A 17037-nucleotide genomic window follows, 5' to 3' on the forward strand; every position below is an offset into this window, starting at 1 on the left:
GTGACTCCTTACCAGTTCTGTTTGCCAAACCCGGACGTGATGGGGTAACGGCGATCCTTACCAAAGTTGCGGGCCGTGATGCGGGGCCCGACGGCCGCCTGACGGCGCTTGTATTCGTTGAGATCCACCAGCCGGATCACCTTGCGTACCACCGCCTCTTCGAAACCTTCCGCCACCAGATCGGCGACCGAGGCATCCTCCTCCACATAGTGCTTGAGGATGGCATCCAGGATGTCGTAAGGGGGCAGGCTGTCCTGATCCACCTGATCCGGCGCCAACTCTGCAGAAGGCGGACGATCGATGACCCGCTGCGGGATCACATAATCGAGGGTATTGCGATATTCGCACAGTTTGAAGACGAGCGTCTTGGGCACATCCTTGAGCACGTCGAAACCACCCGCCATGTCACCGTACAGGGTGGCATAGCCAACGGACATCTCGCTCTTGTTGCCCGTGGTCAGCACAATGCGGCGGCGCTTGTTGGAGAGCGCCATCAGCAGTACACCGCGACAGCGCGCCTGCAGGTTCTCTTCCGTGGTATCCTGGGCGGTGCCGGCAAACAGCGGTGCCAGTTGGGTCATGAAGCCTTCAAACATGGGTTCGATGGAGATGATGTCAAACTCCACCCCCATCCGCTCGGCCTGCTCCTTGGCATCCTCCACGCTCATCTGGGCTGTATAGCGGAACGGCATCATCACCGCCTGCACCTTGTCGGCACCGATGGCATCGGCCGCAATGGCCAGGGTCAGGGCGGAGTCAATTCCACCGGAGAGACCCAGCACCGCGCCCTGGAAGCCGTTCTTGGTGATGTAATCTCGCACCGCCAGTACCAGCGCCTGATAGATCTCCGCCAATGGCGGGAGGGATGCCGCAGGCTCCTTCTCCTTCACCGGCTGACCCTGCTCGAAGCGTACCAGTGCCAGCTCTTCGGCAAACGGTGCCAGCTTGTGGGTCAGCTCGCCCTGGCCGTTGAACACCTTGGAGCAACCGTCAAAGATAAGCTCGTCCTGACCACACACCTGATTGAGGTAGACCAGTGGCAGACCGGTCTGGGCACAGCGCTCCGTCATCAACTCATGGCGGATCCAGGGTTTTTCGCGATCATAGGGTGAGGCGTTGATGGTCAGCAGCAACTCGGCACCGGCAGCCTTGGCCGCCATGGCCGGACCCGATTGCCACAGGTCCTCGCAGATCAGCAGCCCCAGTTGATGACCACGGAAAGAGACCACGCAGGTTTCACTGCCTGCGGTGAAGTAGCGCTTCTCGTCAAACACGCCGTAGTTCGGCAGATCCTGCTTGAAATAGCGAGCCACCAGCCCGCCCTGCTCGAAGAGAGACGCCGCGTTGTAGAGCGCGCCCTCTTCACGCCAGGGGTGACCCACCAGGATCGCGCACTGGCCAGCCCAGGCAGAGAGGCAGGCCAGCGCGGCCTCGACCCGGAGCATCAGATCGGCCCGCAGCAGCAAGTCCTCCGGCGGATAACCGGTCAGCGCCAACTCGGAACAGACCAGCAGATCGGCCCCCTGGGCGTCCGCCTCGGCGGCCGCGGCCAGCACCTTGTCACAGTTGTCTTCGATGGCGCCTACCGTCAGATTTAACTGGGCAAGCATCAGAGAGAGGGCTTTTGCCATGGCGATGCATCTTGAATTCGAAAATGATGGGGAATGATAAAGAAAAGGCGCTGGCTGTGCCAGCCCAACCCTTGGGCTTTGCGCTGGAGTTCTGGCCACCAGCAGATAAGATGTAACTAATCGAAGGAGAGATTTGCCATGATCAAGGATGTGAAAGGATTCACGCTACTTGAACTGATGATCGCCGTCAGCCTGGGGGTCATCTTGCTCGGTATTGGGGCGCCCGCCATGTCGAGCCTGCTCAACGAAAACACACTGCAATTTGAATCGCGCACCCTGCTTAAGTATCTGCGCTTCGCTCGCGGTCAGGCCGTCGACAATCAGCAAACCGTCACTGCCTGCCTGGCCAACGCCAGCGATAACTGCGTCACGGCCAATCCCACGCAGATCTTGGTATTTGTCGATAACAACGGCAATGACGTGCTCAACAACGGGGAACAACTGCTGGCCAGAAGCGCGGCCTTCCCCAGAACCTTCACCGCCTCCAACAACCGGACCTCCACCAACTTCAGCCCAGATGGCACCAGTCTGACGACCAATGCAACCCTGAGTCTTTGCAGCCCCGGCAATGCTCAGGTCAACCTGATTGTCGCCCCCTCAGGACGCACCACCCAGTCGACCCAGGCCAATATCTGTCCTTGATACGCTTGAGCCACTATCGCAATTGGGTGGCATCCTGCTGCTGTCCCTCCTTTGACTGGAACCTGTCCCCAGCAGGGCGACATTCCAGCAACTTAAGCACCGGGACCACGGTACCATTGACGTCATAGCCCCTCAGCTTGAACTTCTCCTGCACGGCTTGCTGGCTGCTGTCAGTGACGGTGCCACGCAGTACCACCCTCTGCCCGTTGGCCAATTCGACATAGCACTTCATGTCATCCGCCAATAGATGTCCTGACAGGAGTATGGCGAGGCCCCATATCATGCTCCACGGTTTCATTGCGCCTCTCCTTCATACAGGTAGATCTTCTTGGGCGACATATCCATTTCGGCCTCCTCCGCACCTTCTGCACATTCGCCGCCACCGGTACAGCGCTCAGGCTCGCCATTGCCCTCATCCTTGAGGATGACCTCTTCCCCTGTGCCGCCCCCCAGAATACGGATCTTGGCATCATCCCCGGCATGGACCACCAGATCATCCGCCACCTTGTTTTGCACCTCGACGTAGCGTTCGGGGGTCTCATTGCCATCCAGATCCACGACGTAGCGGAACGAGCTGCCGTAGTGCATATCCACCATGTATTGACGCGCCGCACCAATGGACTGGATGGTGCACTGCTGGAATGACTGCACCTGGGGCAGGAAAGAAGTGAAATAGAGCTTGCCCTGCAAGACCACACCGGTCCCCAATGATTTCTCTCCCTCTTCGTTCAACCAGTTGGCCCACCCCTTCGCACTGGTGATCCCCGCCTTGACCGCCAAGGTTCCGGCAGTGGTCGTCTGGGCCGAGAGCGGATCATTGGTGACATCATAAAGATCGGAGACCTGAATGGGGGTTCTGGCCGGTGAAGTAGCAATGCGCGGCGTGACGTCATAGTCGCGCAGCATGAAATAGCCGTTGCGAACGCTCGATTCGGACGAGGGACGATTGCGATCACCGCTACCGATCAACACGGCATCGAAGGGGCGGTCCTGATAGGAGTAGGTCGTATTGCCCCCGGAAGTCGTTGCTGTCACCTGCTTGTTGATGGTCCTCACCACTATGGGCTGGGTGAAGAAACGGCGATCGTCTGCCAGCGTCGCATCCGACCCCAGACTGGCAAACTTGAAGACCTTCCAATCCGACTTGGTGGCAGAAGGCAGGTCCATTCGCCAGATGTTGCCACCGGTATCCCCCACATAGATGCGATCAACCTTGTCATCCCCATCACTATCCAGGGTCGCCACCGAGCCAGGCATGCTGTCATTCATGCCACTGACCTGCAAATTGGACGTCGACGTGGCGGCAGGGGTAGCACTGAACACCAGTGCTCCTGTTGCGGCATTGACGATATAGATCCCCCTCCCCATGCTGTCATTGGTTCCCAACCCCTGAGCACTCTTGTTGGTGTCATACCCACCCGTAAAGACAAGGACCGGATCGGTCACTCCGGGGACGAAAGCCACCTCGGGGACCGACCAGGTCAATCCCAACTCACCAAAGCCCGTGCTCTGGGCGTTCAGTCGCCATTTCAGGGTCGGGGTATTGGGACTGGACAGGTCGAAGGCGTAATAAGCCTTGCCACCGCTTCTCAGCCCGGTAAACACCCAGACAAAGTCGTTTTCGGAAGACTTCAACACTCCGTTTCGATTGGCATCCTTGATGAGGGCAACGGGTGAAGAGTCGACACCATAGAGATGTTCAGCTGACTCGGCATTGACCCGCAGCGCCTGTTGATTGGCCAGAAACTCGTAGGGAATCGTGGCCCAGCTCTCGTCGATGGTGCTGCCCATGTCCTTGAACATGTGCAAGAAACCGGCATTGGTGCCAAACAAGATCCGCAAATCTGGCGCATCCGCCATATTGCCTGACTGGGGCCCGTAGTTCAGTACCAGCGGGCGGGAGTGAAGCGGGTCCCCCATGATGTGGCTACGGAGGGTGGTCGAGGTATCAAAGTCCTCATCATCCACATCCAACCCTTTGGTCCAGTTGATCAGCTTGTCCAACTCGGCCGAGTCGCCGACTTTCATCAAGGTCATCAATGCCGCCTCACTCCCTGCCTGAGAGACCAGATTCGCCTTGGTCAATGCATCGAGCCGAGTCTGGGCATTGTTGATGACATAGAGATTCCGGTTGCTCTTGGCCGCCAGCATGGCCTGCGCCCCCCCCTCCGCAACCCTGTTACCATCCCGGGTCGTTGACCAGTATGTTTGTGCACTGTCGAGGATGGTGCCATCGAATTTGATCGCAGGCAGGCCACGGCTGTCGGCGACATAGCCGTCGGGGGAGAACATCAGCTTCTTCAGATTGCCCCGCCACCTTGGGCCCACATCCGGTTCGAACATGGCGTAATAGATATTGTTGAGGCTGCGGGTCCGGTCGAAGTTGTTGCTGGCGATGGCCGGAGAAACCAAGGAAGTGTTGATCCTGAGGATGGCGAGGAGGGACGCTTTCAGGGCATCGGTCAGGGCCGAGGCGTTTGTTGCCGGGTAATAGACACCACCACCACGACGAGCGGTTTCGGCCAGTAAATTACCGGCGCCGCTGATGGCCTCATCACCGAAACCAACGGTAAAGGTAGTGACCGTTTGAGTGCCAGGGGAGACGCTATTGACGTCCTTGTGCTTCATATAGCCAGCCAGTGCGGCCAGATAGCTACTCGACCGGTTATTTCCTGTGCCATAGGATACGGTCGAACCATAGGCTGCTTTTTCATCCGTTGAAAGCGTATTGATCAGCCCCTGAACGACGGTATCTGATGAGGTATCCTGGGTCGGCTCGCCATCGGTGATATAGATGACATAGCCATTGTTGGAGCAGTTGTCATACGGGGCTTGATAGGTGCCGGCCGGGCTCTCTGCCGTGGTATCTCTCGGACTGCCTTGCAGCCCATAGACGACCTGTTTGCCCCCAAAGAATTGGTAGGCTTCACTCAGCGTTTCACAAAGCGGGGTATTGGTGCTGGCGGTCAGGGCCTCCACTCTATCCAATAAATCCTGCTCGCCACTTTTACCATTGGCCAGCGTAGTTTCACTCCCCAATATGTCTCGAACAATTCGCCCACCATTTGAAGAGTTGCTGTTGTTGGTATTGAATATGGCCAAACCAAAATCGACACCCGGTGTCGAGGATATCAACCCCTTGACAGCATCCTTGGCAATACGCAGTCTGGATTCTTTGGAGTACCCGGTTGGGCCATAATACCAACGGATATAATTAGCCGAATAAATAGTCACCGCCGTATTGCTGGCATTGACGGCATTGGCCTTGTTCGCCGTATAAAACCATTCCCCTCTGGTATTGCTTGTTTTATCGACCGGATAACCTGTGCCAACAGACCAACTCCCGGTGTAGGGGTTGGCCGGATTACTTGCCGTCACATCCTGCTTGCAGTCAACCAAGCTGATGTTGCTCACCTGATAACCGCTAAGGGAATACCACTCTCCCCGCCCTCTTCCTGGCGGTGTACCACTCTCCACCTCATAGCTCCACATCTGGGACTGAAAATATCCCGTATTGGCGAGGGGTGTTTTGGACGTGGCGCACGCATTGAATTTGTCAGAGAAGCGCTTATTGCTGTTGATGGCGGGAATACTGCCGTCCGTGGAGAAATAGATAAACTTGTTGTTATTGGCCGTATCGGGATCGTTACTCAGTGCGGGATAGACGGTCGCCGGGTTATACGTTTCTTTTATCTGCTCCATGGTGTCCGCCATACTGCCCGAGTTGTCGAATATCAGCAGTACCTTGGGCCTGAAATCACCGGCTTTGTTGAAATCATAGATAAAGAGCTCGGTATCATCGGCTCTCGTTGTATTGGCAACCAGTATCAGGCTGGACCAGCACAAGACAATTCCAATTTGTCGTAACCACATAACCTTCGCTCCTATTTGGTGAGCAGTGGCTGTTCCACACCTGCAACCCAGTTCAACTGGCTCGCATATTTTCCATAATTCACCGAGGTCTGCAGCTCGACATACTTGCATGCAGGAATGACGTTGTTGCTGCTGGCCTCCACCTTGCGCTTGCAGACGGTCTCCGTTCGCGTTGTCAGCGCCACAGCCGCAGAGGCGTTGCTGCTGTTGACCGTAATGGCCGCACTGGCCCCCATATTCGAGATCAGCGTCGACACGTTATTGCTCTGCATGGCGGCCTCAATGATCCCTTCGAGTCGATGTTCCGCCTGCCGGAAGCTGGCCGCCGAGCCGGCCATCTTCAGATCCTGACCCGATGACTGCATCACCACGACGGCAATCAAGGTCAGCGGTACCAAAATAATCAGGGCAACGATCAGAGCTACCCCACGTTGACGCTTCATGAGTTTCCCCCCATGACTGCCGGATTGCGCAGTGACACGCTGGTTTCCAGCAGCAACCGGCGAAAACCATCGCCATTACCCGCAACCGAGACATCGCCAACCTGATAGGTATTGTTATTGACGTAGCGGCCGGAAGCTTGCAATGAACGCACGAGCACAAAGACTCTGGCGGCGACGACCCGCCCCTCGCTCCATTCCTGCTCGGTAACATTGCTGCTGGCGACATAGCGGTCGATGGTGCTATCCGGCACCGGACTGTCATCAACGCCAAACAGTATGCTGAGTCTCTCAATCCCTTCCGCCATGGCTCCTCCGATCAGCACGGAGCCACCATTGGCCGTCAGATACCGTTTTCTCAACTCGGGGCTGTTGGTGGTGGCATTGAGGGAGAGGTAATAAACGATGTGCTGATATTCCCACAATTGGCGTGCAGGCATGACGGTCACACTGGGTATGGTCTCACCACCCTTGAACATCTGGGCTACCTGAGTGTTGGTCGCGAGATAGAAGCGGTTGCCTGCGGCGTTTGCATCCGTGAGGGGACGGCCCATCAGCCGCTTGATACTGATGACATCCGTGTTGGCAATACGCGATGCCACAGGAATACAGGCAAAAGCACCACCGGCAATCGCCTTGCTGCTATCAATCCGAGTCGCCCAAAGTGACCTGTTTGTCCCTACGCCAGGGGGCAGACTGCCTCGTCCCAGGTTGTCCAGACAATCATCCGCTGCAAGGACGGTCGAGCCGGAACTCAGCGTCACCCCCTGCCCCGTCGCCATGGGAGAGCCCGTATAGTCCCCCCAGAAACCGGCCCATTTCAGATCCTGGGTCAGCATGCGCATGGCGATGCGGCCATTCTCCTGCAATTCGCTCTGATCGAAGGAGTCCTCCGTAGTGGCACGGGAAGCCACGAAGATGCTGAGCCCCCCGCCCACCAGAAAGACGCCGATCAACATGGCGATCAGCCACTCGACCAGGGTAAAGCCACGGGATTTCACAGGGTGGTCGTCAGTACGAACTGACGCCTCTGCCGATCTGCAACATTGCTCAGGCCGCAGCTGTCACGCACTGCGGTGACATTAGTGGCCCCATCGGAGAGGGACTGGCGGCCACGCCAGAAGATCCCCACGGTCAGACTGTTGTTGGCCCCCCGAATGACGCAGCCAATGGGGGACTGCAAGGATGATGCGGCGCCGGAGACGGCCACTCCAGCCAGAGAGCGCTGCCAATAGTAGAGATCGAGCGCCTGCCTGTCGCTGCGACTGCAGCCCGCCATGGTGCCGTCGTCATTGCCACAGGAGGGGCGGTTCAGGGCCGTATTGGAAACCACTGCGGAGCCCTGGGCAGACCAGCTGTCCTTGTTGATCCGCACACGTTCCACGAGATCGTTGGCGAGCCAGTTGGCGATGGTGCGCTGACGGGCCTCATAACCGGAAAACTTGGCCGTCGCCTGCATGGCCACCAGACCCAGCAGGCCAAAAGAGAGGATCACCGCGGCTATCATCACCTCCAGCAGGCTGAATCCGGTCATGTGAGAACGACGTTGTGCTCTCATCGGCTAATCCCAGCAGGCATTGTTGGTGGTATCGCCGAGCCGGGTGGCGCTGCGGGTTCCGTTCTGATCGATGGAGAAGATGATGCAATCACCATCGGAACCTTGCGCTCCGGATGCCGTCGCAAACAGCGTAAATGTATTGCCTGCCGCGGAGATAACCAGATGATAGAGGCCTGAACCCGAGTTTTCCGATACGTTCAACGCAGCAGCAGAGGAGGCGTACCGGTTGAAATCCATAAAATAGCTTTCTTGCCTGTTGGCGGCATCCAGCAGCATATTTTTGGCTTCAACACGGTGACTGACCAGCAGATAACGCTGATAGGAGGGATAGGCAATAGTGCCAATAATCGCCACGATTGCGACGACTATCATCAATTCGATGAGGGAAAAGCCTCGATAGAACCCAATCATGTCCCATCCTTAGGTGACTGGTACTCCTGACAGTCTAATGCCGGATTGGTCGCAACGACAAACCCGGCATCAGAAACTTCATGCTTTATTCTTAGGCCATCCTGGCCAAATTCAAATAATTCTAAGCTCGGGTGGCACCTCAAACACCACGTTCTCCTCACGGCCCGGGTGTTCGGTCACTATCTTGCCCCCAAGCTCCCGCAGGCGAGTGATGACGTTCTGTACCAGGATGTCGGGAGCCGAGGCCCCGGCCGTCACCCCGATGCGTTCCACACCGTCCAGCCAGCCCGGTTCGATCATGGTCGCGTCGTCGATCAGATAGGCACGCGCCCCCACCTTCTCCGCCAGCTCCCGCAGGCGATTGGAGTTGGAGGAGTTGCGTGACCCCACCACCAGCATGGCATCCACCAGTCCCGCCATCTCCCGCACCGCATCCTGGCGATTCTGGGTGGCGTAGCAGATGTCATCCTTGCGCGGCCCCTGGATCCTGGGGAAATGCTGGCGCAGAGCGTCGATGACGTCCGAGGTTTCATCCACGCTGAGGGTGGTCTGGGTGACGAAGCAGAGATCGTCCGGATTCTTCACCTGCAGCTTGACCACATCTTCCGGTGTCTCCACCAGATACATGCCACCCTCGTGGTTCTCGTACTGCCCCATGGTGCCGATCACCTCGGGGTGGCCGGCATGACCGATAAGCACAGCTTCGGAACCCTTGCGGCTGGCGCGATGGACTTCCATGTGTACCTTGGTCACCAGGGGGCAGGTGGCATCGAACACCTTGAGGGCGCGGGACTTGGCCATCTCGCGCACCGTCTTGGCGACGCCGTGGGCGGAGAAGATGACGATGCTGTCGTCCGGTACCTCATCGAGCTCCTCGACGAAGACGGCCCCCGCCTCTTTCAGCTTGTTCACCACGTAGCGGTTGTGCACCACTTCGTGGCGGACATAGATGGGCGCACCGAATTTCTCCAGCGCGCTCTCGACGATGCTGATGGCACGATCGACACCGGCGCAGAAGCCGCGGGGATTAGCTAGCAGAATATCCATCAGCACACCTCGCTCATGTCGATGGCACGATCGATCCCAACACAACAGAAGCCACGGGAGTTGGCGAGCAGGATATCCATCAGTGAACGTTCTCCTCGTCATCGACAGCCAGGATCTCCACCTCGAAGGTCACGGTGTGACCCGCCAGGGGATGGTTGAAATCGACAGTCACCGACATGCCTTCCACCGCCCGGATGATGCCAGGTAGTTCACCGCCGTTGGGCTGATCGAAGATCATGATGGTGCCGACCTTGGGCTCCATATCGGCACCAAACTTGGCTCTGTCCAGGTGGTAGATGTTGTCGGGATTGGAGAGGCCGAACGCCTGCTCCGGTGCCAGGGTGAAGCTCTTGGCCTCCCCCTGCTTGAGCCCCAGCAGACACTGCTCAAAACTCTCCGTCAGGCTGCCATCCCCCATCCGCAGACGGGCCGGTTTGCCGTGCAGCGCAGTGCTGTCGGCGACCGAACCATCTTCCAGCTTGATGGCAAAGTGGAACAGCACGCTGCTGTCAGCGGCAATCTGCTGGCTCATGCGGCCTCTTCCTTTTTCTTCTCACTGCGAAAACCGTCCAGCACTATCATGGCGGCACCGATGAAGATGAAGCTGTCCGCCAGATTGAACGCCGGCCAGTGGGCACGCTGCCAGTAGAAGTCGAGGAAATCGACCACATGACCGAGCACCAGCCGATCGAACACGTTGCCGAGCGCCCCACCGATGATGAGGGAGTAGGCGATGCCGCTCCAGCGCTGGGTGACCGACTGCTTGCGCAACCAGTGGATCAGCAGACCGCAGATGGCAAACGCCAGCACCGCGAAGAACCAGCGCTGCCAGCCCCCCTGATCCGCCAGGAAGCTGAACGCCGCCCCCTTGTTGTAGACGTGCACCAGGTTGAAGAAGGGGGTGATCTCCACCCCCGGATAACCAAACGGCAGCAACTTGACCACGGCGAGCTTGCTCGCCTGGTCCAGCACGAAGGCCAGCACCGCCAGCCACAGCCAACGCAGGCCGGTTTTTTGAGTGTCTTGAGTCATGTTCATCAGGCAAATTGACGTGTTTCGCCGTCACCCTCGACGTTGGTGACGCAGCGGCCACAGATCTCTTCGTGACCAGCAATGGTGCCCACGTCTTCCACATGGTGCCAGCAGCGGTCGCACTTGGCGGCAGCAGACTGGGCCACGCTCAGCCAGAGGTCATCGCGCTCGGTAGCGACAGCGTCCGCCGGTGCAGACTCGGCAACCTCGACCTTGGCCTTGGAAGTGAGCAGCACGAAGCGCAGCTCATCGGCCAGGGCGTTCAGGCGTGCAGCCAACTCCGGCTTGGCGAACAGGGTCAGCTCAGCCTGCAGGGAACCGCCGATGCGCTTCTCGCCACGGGCCGCTTCCAGCGCTTTGTTCACTTCCCCACGCACATCCAGGATCTCCGCCCAGAAGGCGTCGCTCATCTGCTCGCCCGCTTCCAGCCCGAACAGACCGTCATACCACTCCTCGGTGAACACGAACTCGCCGCGCTCGCCCGGCAGCAGGGCCCAGATCTCGTCGGCGGTGAAGCTCATGATGGGCGCCATCCAGCGCACCATGGCCTCGGCGATGTGATAGAGGGCGCTCTGACAGGAACGACGGGCCAGGCTGTCGGCCTTGGCGGTGTACTGCCTGTCCTTGATGACATCCAGATAGAAGGAGCCCATCTCGATGGAGCAGAACTGCATCAGCTTCTGGGTCACGCCGTGGAAGTTGTACTCGTCAAACGCGGCCACGATCTCGGCCTGCACCGCCTTGGCACGGCCCACCGCCCAGCGATCCACCACCACCATGTCGGCAGGGGCCACCATGTCGGTCGCCGGGTTGAAGCCGTTCAGGTTGGCCAGCAGGAAGCGGGCCGTGTTGCGGATACGACGATAGGCATCGGCGCTGCGCTTGAGGATCTCGTCGGAGACGGTCATCTCGCCGGTGTAGTCGGTGCTTGCCACCCACAGGCGCAGGATGTCGGCACCCAGCTTGTTCATCACGTCCTGGGGGCTGACCACGTTGCCGATGGATTTGGACATCTTGCGGCCCTGACCATCCACGGTGAAGCCGTGGGTCAGTACCTGGTTGTACGGAGCCTTGTCCTTCATGGCCACGCCGATCATCAAGGAGGACATGAACCAGCCACGATGCTGATCCGAGCCTTCCAGATACATGTCGGCCGGGTTGCCGTTGAATTCGGGACGGGCATCCACCACGGAGGAGTGGGTAGAACCGGAGTCGAACCAGACGTCCAGGGTATCCGGCACCTTCTCGTAATTGTCGGCGTCCGCACCCAGCAGATCGGCCTTGTCCAGATCCCACCAGGCCTGGATGCCTTTCTGTTCCACCAGCTTGGCCACTTCTTCCATCAGACGGACGGATTCCGGGTGCAATTGCTGGGTCTCTTTATGGACGAACAGGGAGATGGGCACACCCCAGGTCCGCTGACGGGAGATGCACCAGTCCGGACGGTTCTCGACCATGGCCTGGATGCGGTTCTTGCCCCATGCCGGCACCCAGCCGCTTTGGCCGTGTTCGGCAATGCCCTGGGTCTCGATACGCTCGATCTCTTCCAGCGCACGCTTGCGCAGACCGTTCTGCTCCATGCTGATGAACCACTGGGGAGTGGCGCGGAAAATGATCGGGGTCTTGTGACGCCAGCAGTGCGGGTAGGAGTGGTTGAACACCTGATGGTGCAGCAGGGCGCCGCGCTCGGTCAGCACATCGACCACGGCGGTGTTGGCCTTGAACACATGCTGGCCGGCGAACAGTTCGGTATCCGGCAGGTAGACGCCGTTGCTGCCAACGGGGTTGGCCACTTCCAGACCGTATTTCTGTCCGACCACGAAGTCTTCCTGACCGTGGCCAGGGGCGGTGTGGACGATACCGGTACCGGCGTCCAGAGTGACGTGCTCACCCAGCACAACGGGGACATCGTAGTGATAGAAGGGGTGGTTGAAGCGCAGCAGATCCAGGGTGCTGCCCTTGGCATAACCCAGGTTGTGGAACTGCTCGATACCGGCACGGTCCATCACGTCCTTGACTAGCTCGGCGGCCAGGATCAGGCGCTCAGGCTGCTCACCGTCCACCTGCACCAGAGCGTAGTCCAGATCGGCGTGCATGGCGATGGCGCGATTGGCCGGCAGAGTCCAGGGGGTGGTGGTCCAGATCACGGCAGAGATCGGGCCTTTGCCGGTGTGGCCTTGCGGGCAATCGAACTTGGCCGCCACTGCAGCCTCGTCGACGGCCTTGAAGCGCACGTCGATGGAGGGGGAGTTCTTGTCGTAGTACTCGACTTCGGCCTCCGCCAGGGCGGAGCCACAGTCGGTACACCAGTGCACCGGCTTGGAGCCCTTGTGCAGGTGACCGTTTGCGACGATCTTGGCCATGGCGCGGATGATGTTGGCTTCGGTGCCAAAGTCCATGGTCAGGTAGGGATGTTCCCAGTCACCCAGCACACCCAGACGGATGAAGTCGGTCTTCTGCGCTTCAATCTGGGTCTTGGCGTATTTGCGGCACTCGGCGCGGAACTCGGCGGCGGAGACCTTCTCCCCCGGCTTGCCGACCATGCCTTCCACCTTCAGTTCGATGGGCAGACCGTGGCAATCCCAACCCGGCACATAAGGGGAGTCGAAGCCCGACATGCCCTTGGACTTGATGATGATGTCTTTGAGGATCTTGTTGACCGAGTGACCGATGTGAATGCTGCCGTTCGCATAGGGGGGGCCATCATGCAGAATGAAAGAAGGCTTGCCCGCTTTGGCGCGGCGAATGGCGCCGTAAAGATCCTGATCGTACCAACGCTTGAGCATGTTGGGTTCGCGCTTGGCGAGATCGCCACGCATCGGAAACTCGGTTTCCGGCAGATTCAGGGTGTGTTTATAGTCGCTCATCAGTCCTGGGTTCCCTTCTTTTCTAAAAGAGTGCTGGGTAAATTGAATGATGGCAGCCCGAACCAGGCTCGGGCCGCCAGGGCATCTCGTTCGATCTGCTCTTTCAAGGCGGTGAAAGAGGCAAACTTCTGCTCTTCGCGCAGCTTGTGGCGAAGCAGCACCTTGACCTGCTGACCATATAGATCACCAGAAAAATCAAATAGATGTACTTCCAATCTGGCTTGTGTACCGCTCAAGGTCGGCCGTACACCCACATTGGCGACACCGGGGAAGGTCTTGCCGGAACATAACACTTCCACCGCGAACACGCCACCGACCGGGATCACCTGCCGCTTCAGGGCGAGGTTGGCAGTGGGAAATCCTATGGTGCGTCCCAACTTGTCGCCGTGGGCCACCCGACCGCTGATGGCGTAGGGACGCCCCAGCATCAGCTCCACTTCCGCCATGCGGCCGGCCGCGAGGGCCTCGCGCACCAGGGTGCTGCTGACCCGCTGGCGAGACAGCTGGAAGCTCTGGGTACTGATCACCTCGAAGCCAAAACGGCGCCCCGCCGCCTCCAGCAGGTGGAAGTCCCCTTCCCGCCCCTTGCCGAAGCGAAAATCGTCCCCTACCACCAGGTAGTGAACACCGAGCTTCTCCACCAGCAGTTGCTCGATGAAGGTGCTGGCCGCCTGCTCGGCGAAACGGTGGGTGAAACGCACACAGAGCATGCGATCGATCTGCATGGCCTTGAGCGCTTCGTACTTCTCCCGCCAACGGCTGAGGCGCGCCGGCGCGGCGCTGCCCGCGAACAGCTCGAGGGGCTGGGGTTCGAACAGCATGACGCAGGCGGGCAAGCCCAGCTGGGCGGCTTTTTCCTGCAACCTGGCCAGCACCGCATGGTGTCCCTGATGAACCCCATCGAAGTTGCCTATGGTCAATACACAGCCCCGGTGACGGGGCTTGATATTGTGAATGCCGCGAATAAGCTCCATCAGTGCCTTGTGCGTTGCTGCCATGGAAATCGGCGGATTATATATCAGGCGGCCAGCAGGATCAGCCCTCATGGCCCGATTTCAGCAGCCAGGAGGCCATCACCCCGCCATCCGCCAGGCTTGGCCTGATACAAGGCGTCTGAAGAGTCCTACTGCTTATCCGACTTCAGGTGCCTTGGTCGAATGCCGAGCGCCAACAGCACGATGCCGTAGAGGCCACCACCTGCGCAGAGCAGCAGGGTCAGCTCCAGGCTGGCCTTGCCCATGCTCCAGGCCCCCCACTGGGCGAGATCCGGTGACAGGTAGGCGAGCAGGCCGCCCATCAGCAGGGTCGCCGCCAGCAGTTTGAGGCAGAACACTCCGGTCTGGCGGGAAGGACGATAGACGTTCTGGACATAGAGCCCCTTGAACAGCAGGGCCGCATTCAGGGTGCCGGAGCAGGCGGTGGCGAGCGCCAGCCCCACGTAGCCCAAGGGGTAGATGAAGATGAGGTTGCACACCATGTTCGCCACCATGGCCATGATGCCGATGCGCACTGGGGTCCTGGTGTCCTGGCGGGCATAGTAACCGGGGGCCAGCACCTTGATCAGCATCAGGGAGAGCAGCCCGGTGGTGGAGGCCAGCAGGCTGGCGCTCGACATGCTCACCTCGTGCAGACCGAACTCCCCGCGCATGAACAGCACCCGCAAGATGGGCTCACGCAGCACGGCGATCCCCACCATGGCGGGCAGGCCGAGCAGCATCACCATGCGCACCCCCCAGTCCATGGTGCGGGAGAAGTCCACCGGATCCGCATCTACGTGCTTCCTGGCGAGCGCCGGCAGGATCACCGTGCTGATGGCCACAGCGAACAGGCCGAGGGGAAACTCCAGCAGTCTGTCCGAGTAATAGAGGTAGCTGATGGCGCCGGTCGCCAGGAAGGAGGCGAGCATGGTGTTGATCAGCAGGTTGATCTGGCTGACCGAGACACCGAACAGCGCCGGGATCATCAGGGTGCGGATCTTGACCACCCCGGGGTGGTTCCAACCCCACTTGGGCCACACCAGCATGTTGATCTGGCGCAGGAAGGGGTACTGGAACAGGAACTGCACCAGGCCGCCGAGGAAGACACCGATGGCGAGCGAGATCTCCGGACGTTCCATCAAGGGAGCTATCCACCAGGCGGCCGCAATCATGGTGATGTTGAGAAACACCGGCGTGAACGAGGAGACGGCGAAGCGGCCGAAGGTGTTGAGAATGGCCCCCGCCATGGCGGTGAAGGTGATGAACCAGAGATAGGGGAAGGTGATCTTGAGCATCAGGCTCGCGAGTTCGAACTTCTCCGCCGCCGGTCCGCCGTGCAGCCAGTCCCAGAACCAGCCCCAGCCAAACAGGGCCGTCAACACCCCGGAGCCCAGCACCCCGAGCAGGGTTACTATGGTGACGATGCCGCCGAGCGTCCCCGCGACCGCGGCCAGCAACTCGCGCACCGCCTGCTCGTCACCGTTTTTCTTGTACTCCGTCATCACCGGCACGAAGGCCTGATTGAAAGCCCCTTCGGCAAACAGCCGACGCAAGAAGTTGGGAATGCGATTGGCGAAGAAGAAGACGTCTGCGGCAACCCCGGCACCGAGCAGATTGGCGATGACCACGTCACGCACCAAGCCCATCACACGGGACGCCAGCGTCATTCCGGACACTATCATGCCGGATTTGATCAATTTCTTACTCAAGACGAGGCCTCTGGAACTGTCGGAAAGAAAAGAATGCTGGTAGAATCGGCCGACAGTTTAACCGTCTCCCATCTGACACACCACCGGGGGGCGGTGTTTATTTGCACAAATCATTTGACAATATGTGGTTGGGAAGGCATATTTCCGGGCCTTTTCAATACACTCGCTAAGACAGTTTTAGGAGTTTTACCTTGGCTAACATCAAATCTGCTAAGAAGCGTGCTCTTCAGTCAGAGAAACGTCGTCAGCACAACGCCAGCCGTCGTTCCATGACCCGTACCTACCTGAAGAAAGTGATCGCTGCCATCGCCTCTGGCGACAAGGCTGCCGCCACTGCCGCTTTCGCTGTTGCTCAGCCGATCATGGATCGTATGGCGACCAAAGGCCTGATCCACAAGAACAAAGCTGCTCGTCACAAGAGCCGCCTGTCTGCCCAGATCAAAGCTATGGCTTAATCAGCTTCGGCTGCATAAAGCTAAAAAAACCGGCCTTATGGCCGGTTTTTTATTTGGGCTCGCTGCAATACAACTCGTGCAACAAGCCGATCAGCGCACGCACCTCATGACTGCGCAGAGAGTAATAGACCGTCTGGGCCGCCTTTCGTGTCGCCACCAGCTCGTCGCGCCGCAGCACCGCCAGATGCTGTGACAGGGCCGACTGGCTCAGTCCGAGCCGCTCGTTCAACTCCCCCACCGACAGTTCCCGCTCCAGCAGCTGACACAGAATGAACAGACGCCGCTCATTGGCCAGCGCCTTGAGCAGGGCCACCGCACGACCGGCATTCGCCGCCATCGCCTCCAGTTGCATTCCAGCCTCTTCCTTCACGGCCTGCCTATGCTCTTTTGCCATG

At 59.1% G+C, this 17037-nt stretch carries 16 protein-coding genes; 2 read left to right on the plus strand and 14 right to left on the minus strand.

Going from position 1 to position 17037, the window contains the following annotated elements; genetic code table 11:
* Nucleotides 1-8: 8 nt before the first annotated feature.
* Entirely contained in the window at nt 9-1631 is a 1623-nt protein-coding gene (locus ACW5W7_RS09065) for an NAD+ synthase (protein ID WP_456501486.1), read from the minus strand.
* A 138-nt stretch (nt 1632-1769) separates the two neighbouring features.
* Here ACW5W7_RS09065 and ACW5W7_RS09070 point away from each other — a divergent pair, with 138 nt between their 5' ends.
* Nucleotides 1770-2273, plus strand: a complete 504-nt coding sequence (locus tag ACW5W7_RS09070) for a GspH/FimT family pseudopilin (protein ID WP_456501487.1) — start codon at nt 1770-1772, stop codon at nt 2271-2273.
* Nucleotides 2274-2286: 13 nt separating this feature from the next.
* Here ACW5W7_RS09070 and ACW5W7_RS09075 read toward each other — a convergent pair whose 3' ends face one another.
* From ACW5W7_RS09075 to murJ, 12 genes are all read right to left on the minus strand, one after another.
* The gene (locus tag ACW5W7_RS09075; RefSeq protein ID WP_456501488.1) at nt 2287-2571 is read right to left on the minus strand and encodes a TapY2 family type IVa secretion system protein; all 285 of its coding nucleotides are present in this window, start codon (nt 2569-2571) and stop codon (nt 2287-2289) included.
* A complete protein-coding gene (locus ACW5W7_RS09080; protein WP_456501489.1) occupies nt 2568-6146 on the minus strand; it encodes a pilus assembly protein in 3579 nt (1192 codons plus the stop codon). Before ACW5W7_RS09080 ends, ACW5W7_RS09075 begins: the two co-directional genes overlap by 4 nt.
* Before the next feature lie 11 nt (nt 6147-6157).
* Nucleotides 6158-6589: a type IVa pilus pseudopilin TppD gene (gene tppD, locus ACW5W7_RS09085; RefSeq protein WP_434664227.1), complete on the minus strand. Its 432-nt coding sequence runs from the start codon at nt 6587-6589 to the stop codon at nt 6158-6160.
* Nucleotides 6586-7587 carry a PilW family protein gene (locus ACW5W7_RS09090; RefSeq protein ID WP_456501490.1) on the minus strand — a complete coding sequence of 334 codons (1002 nt, stop codon included), beginning with the start codon at nt 7585-7587 and terminating at the stop codon, nt 6586-6588. Before ACW5W7_RS09090 ends, tppD begins: the two co-directional genes overlap by 4 nt.
* The gene (gene pilV / locus ACW5W7_RS09095; RefSeq protein WP_456501491.1) at nt 7584-8144 is read right to left on the minus strand and encodes a type IV pilus modification protein PilV; all 561 of its coding nucleotides are present in this window, start codon (nt 8142-8144) and stop codon (nt 7584-7586) included. Before pilV ends, ACW5W7_RS09090 begins: the two co-directional genes overlap by 4 nt.
* Before the next feature lie 3 nt (nt 8145-8147).
* The gene (gene tppA / locus ACW5W7_RS09100; RefSeq protein ID WP_456501492.1) at nt 8148-8555 is read right to left on the minus strand and encodes a type IVa pilus pseudopilin TppA; all 408 of its coding nucleotides are present in this window, start codon (nt 8553-8555) and stop codon (nt 8148-8150) included.
* 111 nt (nt 8556-8666) lie between these two features.
* The gene (gene ispH, locus ACW5W7_RS09105) at nt 8667-9602 is read right to left on the minus strand and encodes a 4-hydroxy-3-methylbut-2-enyl diphosphate reductase (RefSeq protein ID WP_456501493.1); all 936 of its coding nucleotides are present in this window, start codon (nt 9600-9602) and stop codon (nt 8667-8669) included.
* A gap of 79 nt (nt 9603-9681) precedes the next feature.
* On the minus strand, nt 9682-10134 hold the full coding sequence (gene fkpB / locus ACW5W7_RS09110; RefSeq protein ID WP_456501494.1) for an FKBP-type peptidyl-prolyl cis-trans isomerase: 453 nt from the start codon (nt 10132-10134) through the stop codon (nt 9682-9684).
* Nucleotides 10131-10640 (minus strand): signal peptidase II, encoded by a 510-nt coding sequence (gene lspA, locus ACW5W7_RS09115; protein ID WP_434664238.1) that lies wholly within the window; start codon nt 10638-10640, stop codon nt 10131-10133. Before lspA ends, fkpB begins: the two co-directional genes overlap by 4 nt.
* A complete protein-coding gene (gene ileS / locus ACW5W7_RS09120) occupies nt 10640-13501 on the minus strand; it encodes an isoleucine--tRNA ligase (RefSeq protein WP_456501495.1) in 2862 nt (953 codons plus the stop codon). Before ileS ends, lspA begins: the two co-directional genes overlap by 1 nt.
* On the minus strand, nt 13501-14475 hold the full coding sequence (gene ribF / locus ACW5W7_RS09125; RefSeq protein WP_349922557.1) for a bifunctional riboflavin kinase/FAD synthetase: 975 nt from the start codon (nt 14473-14475) through the stop codon (nt 13501-13503). The genes ileS and ribF overlap by 1 nt, the downstream gene beginning before the upstream one ends.
* Before the next feature lie 149 nt (nt 14476-14624).
* Nucleotides 14625-16187: a murein biosynthesis integral membrane protein MurJ gene (gene murJ / locus ACW5W7_RS09130; RefSeq protein WP_434664242.1), complete on the minus strand. Its 1563-nt coding sequence runs from the start codon at nt 16185-16187 to the stop codon at nt 14625-14627.
* Between the two features lie 191 nt (nt 16188-16378).
* Here murJ and rpsT point away from each other — a divergent pair, with 191 nt between their 5' ends.
* Nucleotides 16379-16642: a 30S ribosomal protein S20 gene (gene rpsT / locus ACW5W7_RS09135; RefSeq protein WP_005308808.1), complete on the plus strand. Its 264-nt coding sequence runs from the start codon at nt 16379-16381 to the stop codon at nt 16640-16642.
* 49 nt (nt 16643-16691) lie between these two features.
* On the opposite strand, the gene ACW5W7_RS09140 is transcribed toward rpsT, so the two are convergent.
* Nucleotides 16692-16994, minus strand: a complete 303-nt coding sequence (locus ACW5W7_RS09140) for an ArsR/SmtB family transcription factor (RefSeq protein ID WP_349919661.1) — start codon at nt 16992-16994, stop codon at nt 16692-16694.
* Nucleotides 16995-17037 lie beyond the last annotated feature (43 nt).

This window comes from Aeromonas intestinalis, assembly GCF_054052485.1.

Coding starts and splice junctions, on each gene's coding strand:
- ACW5W7_RS09065 (WP_456501486.1), bottom strand. CDS start 1,631: ATGGCAAAAGCCCTCTCTCTGATGCTTGCCCAGTTAAATCTGACGGTA.
- ACW5W7_RS09070 (WP_456501487.1), top strand. CDS start 1,770: ATGATCAAGGATGTGAAAGGATTCACGCTACTTGAACTGATGATCGCC.
- ACW5W7_RS09075 (WP_456501488.1), bottom strand. CDS start 2,571: ATGAAACCGTGGAGCATGATATGGGGCCTCGCCATACTCCTGTCAGGA.
- ACW5W7_RS09080 (WP_456501489.1), bottom strand. CDS start 6,146: ATGTGGTTACGACAAATTGGAATTGTCTTGTGCTGGTCCAGCCTGATA.
- tppD (WP_434664227.1), bottom strand. CDS start 6,589: ATGAAGCGTCAACGTGGGGTAGCTCTGATCGTTGCCCTGATTATTTTG.
- pilV (WP_456501491.1), bottom strand. CDS start 8,144: ATGAGAGCACAACGTCGTTCTCACATGACCGGATTCAGCCTGCTGGAG.
- tppA (WP_456501492.1), bottom strand. CDS start 8,555: ATGATTGGGTTCTATCGAGGCTTTTCCCTCATCGAATTGATGATAGTC.
- ispH (WP_456501493.1), bottom strand. CDS start 9,602: ATGGATATTCTGCTAGCTAATCCCCGCGGCTTCTGCGCCGGTGTCGAT.
- fkpB (WP_456501494.1), bottom strand. CDS start 10,134: ATGAGCCAGCAGATTGCCGCTGACAGCAGCGTGCTGTTCCACTTTGCC.
- lspA (WP_434664238.1), bottom strand. CDS start 10,640: ATGAACATGACTCAAGACACTCAAAAAACCGGCCTGCGTTGGCTGTGG.
- ileS (WP_456501495.1), bottom strand. CDS start 13,501: ATGAGCGACTATAAACACACCCTGAATCTGCCGGAAACCGAGTTTCCG.
- ribF (WP_349922557.1), bottom strand. CDS start 14,475: ATGGAGCTTATTCGCGGCATTCACAATATCAAGCCCCGTCACCGGGGC.
- ACW5W7_RS09140 (WP_349919661.1), bottom strand. CDS start 16,994: ATGCAACTGGAGGCGATGGCGGCGAATGCCGGTCGTGCGGTGGCCCTG.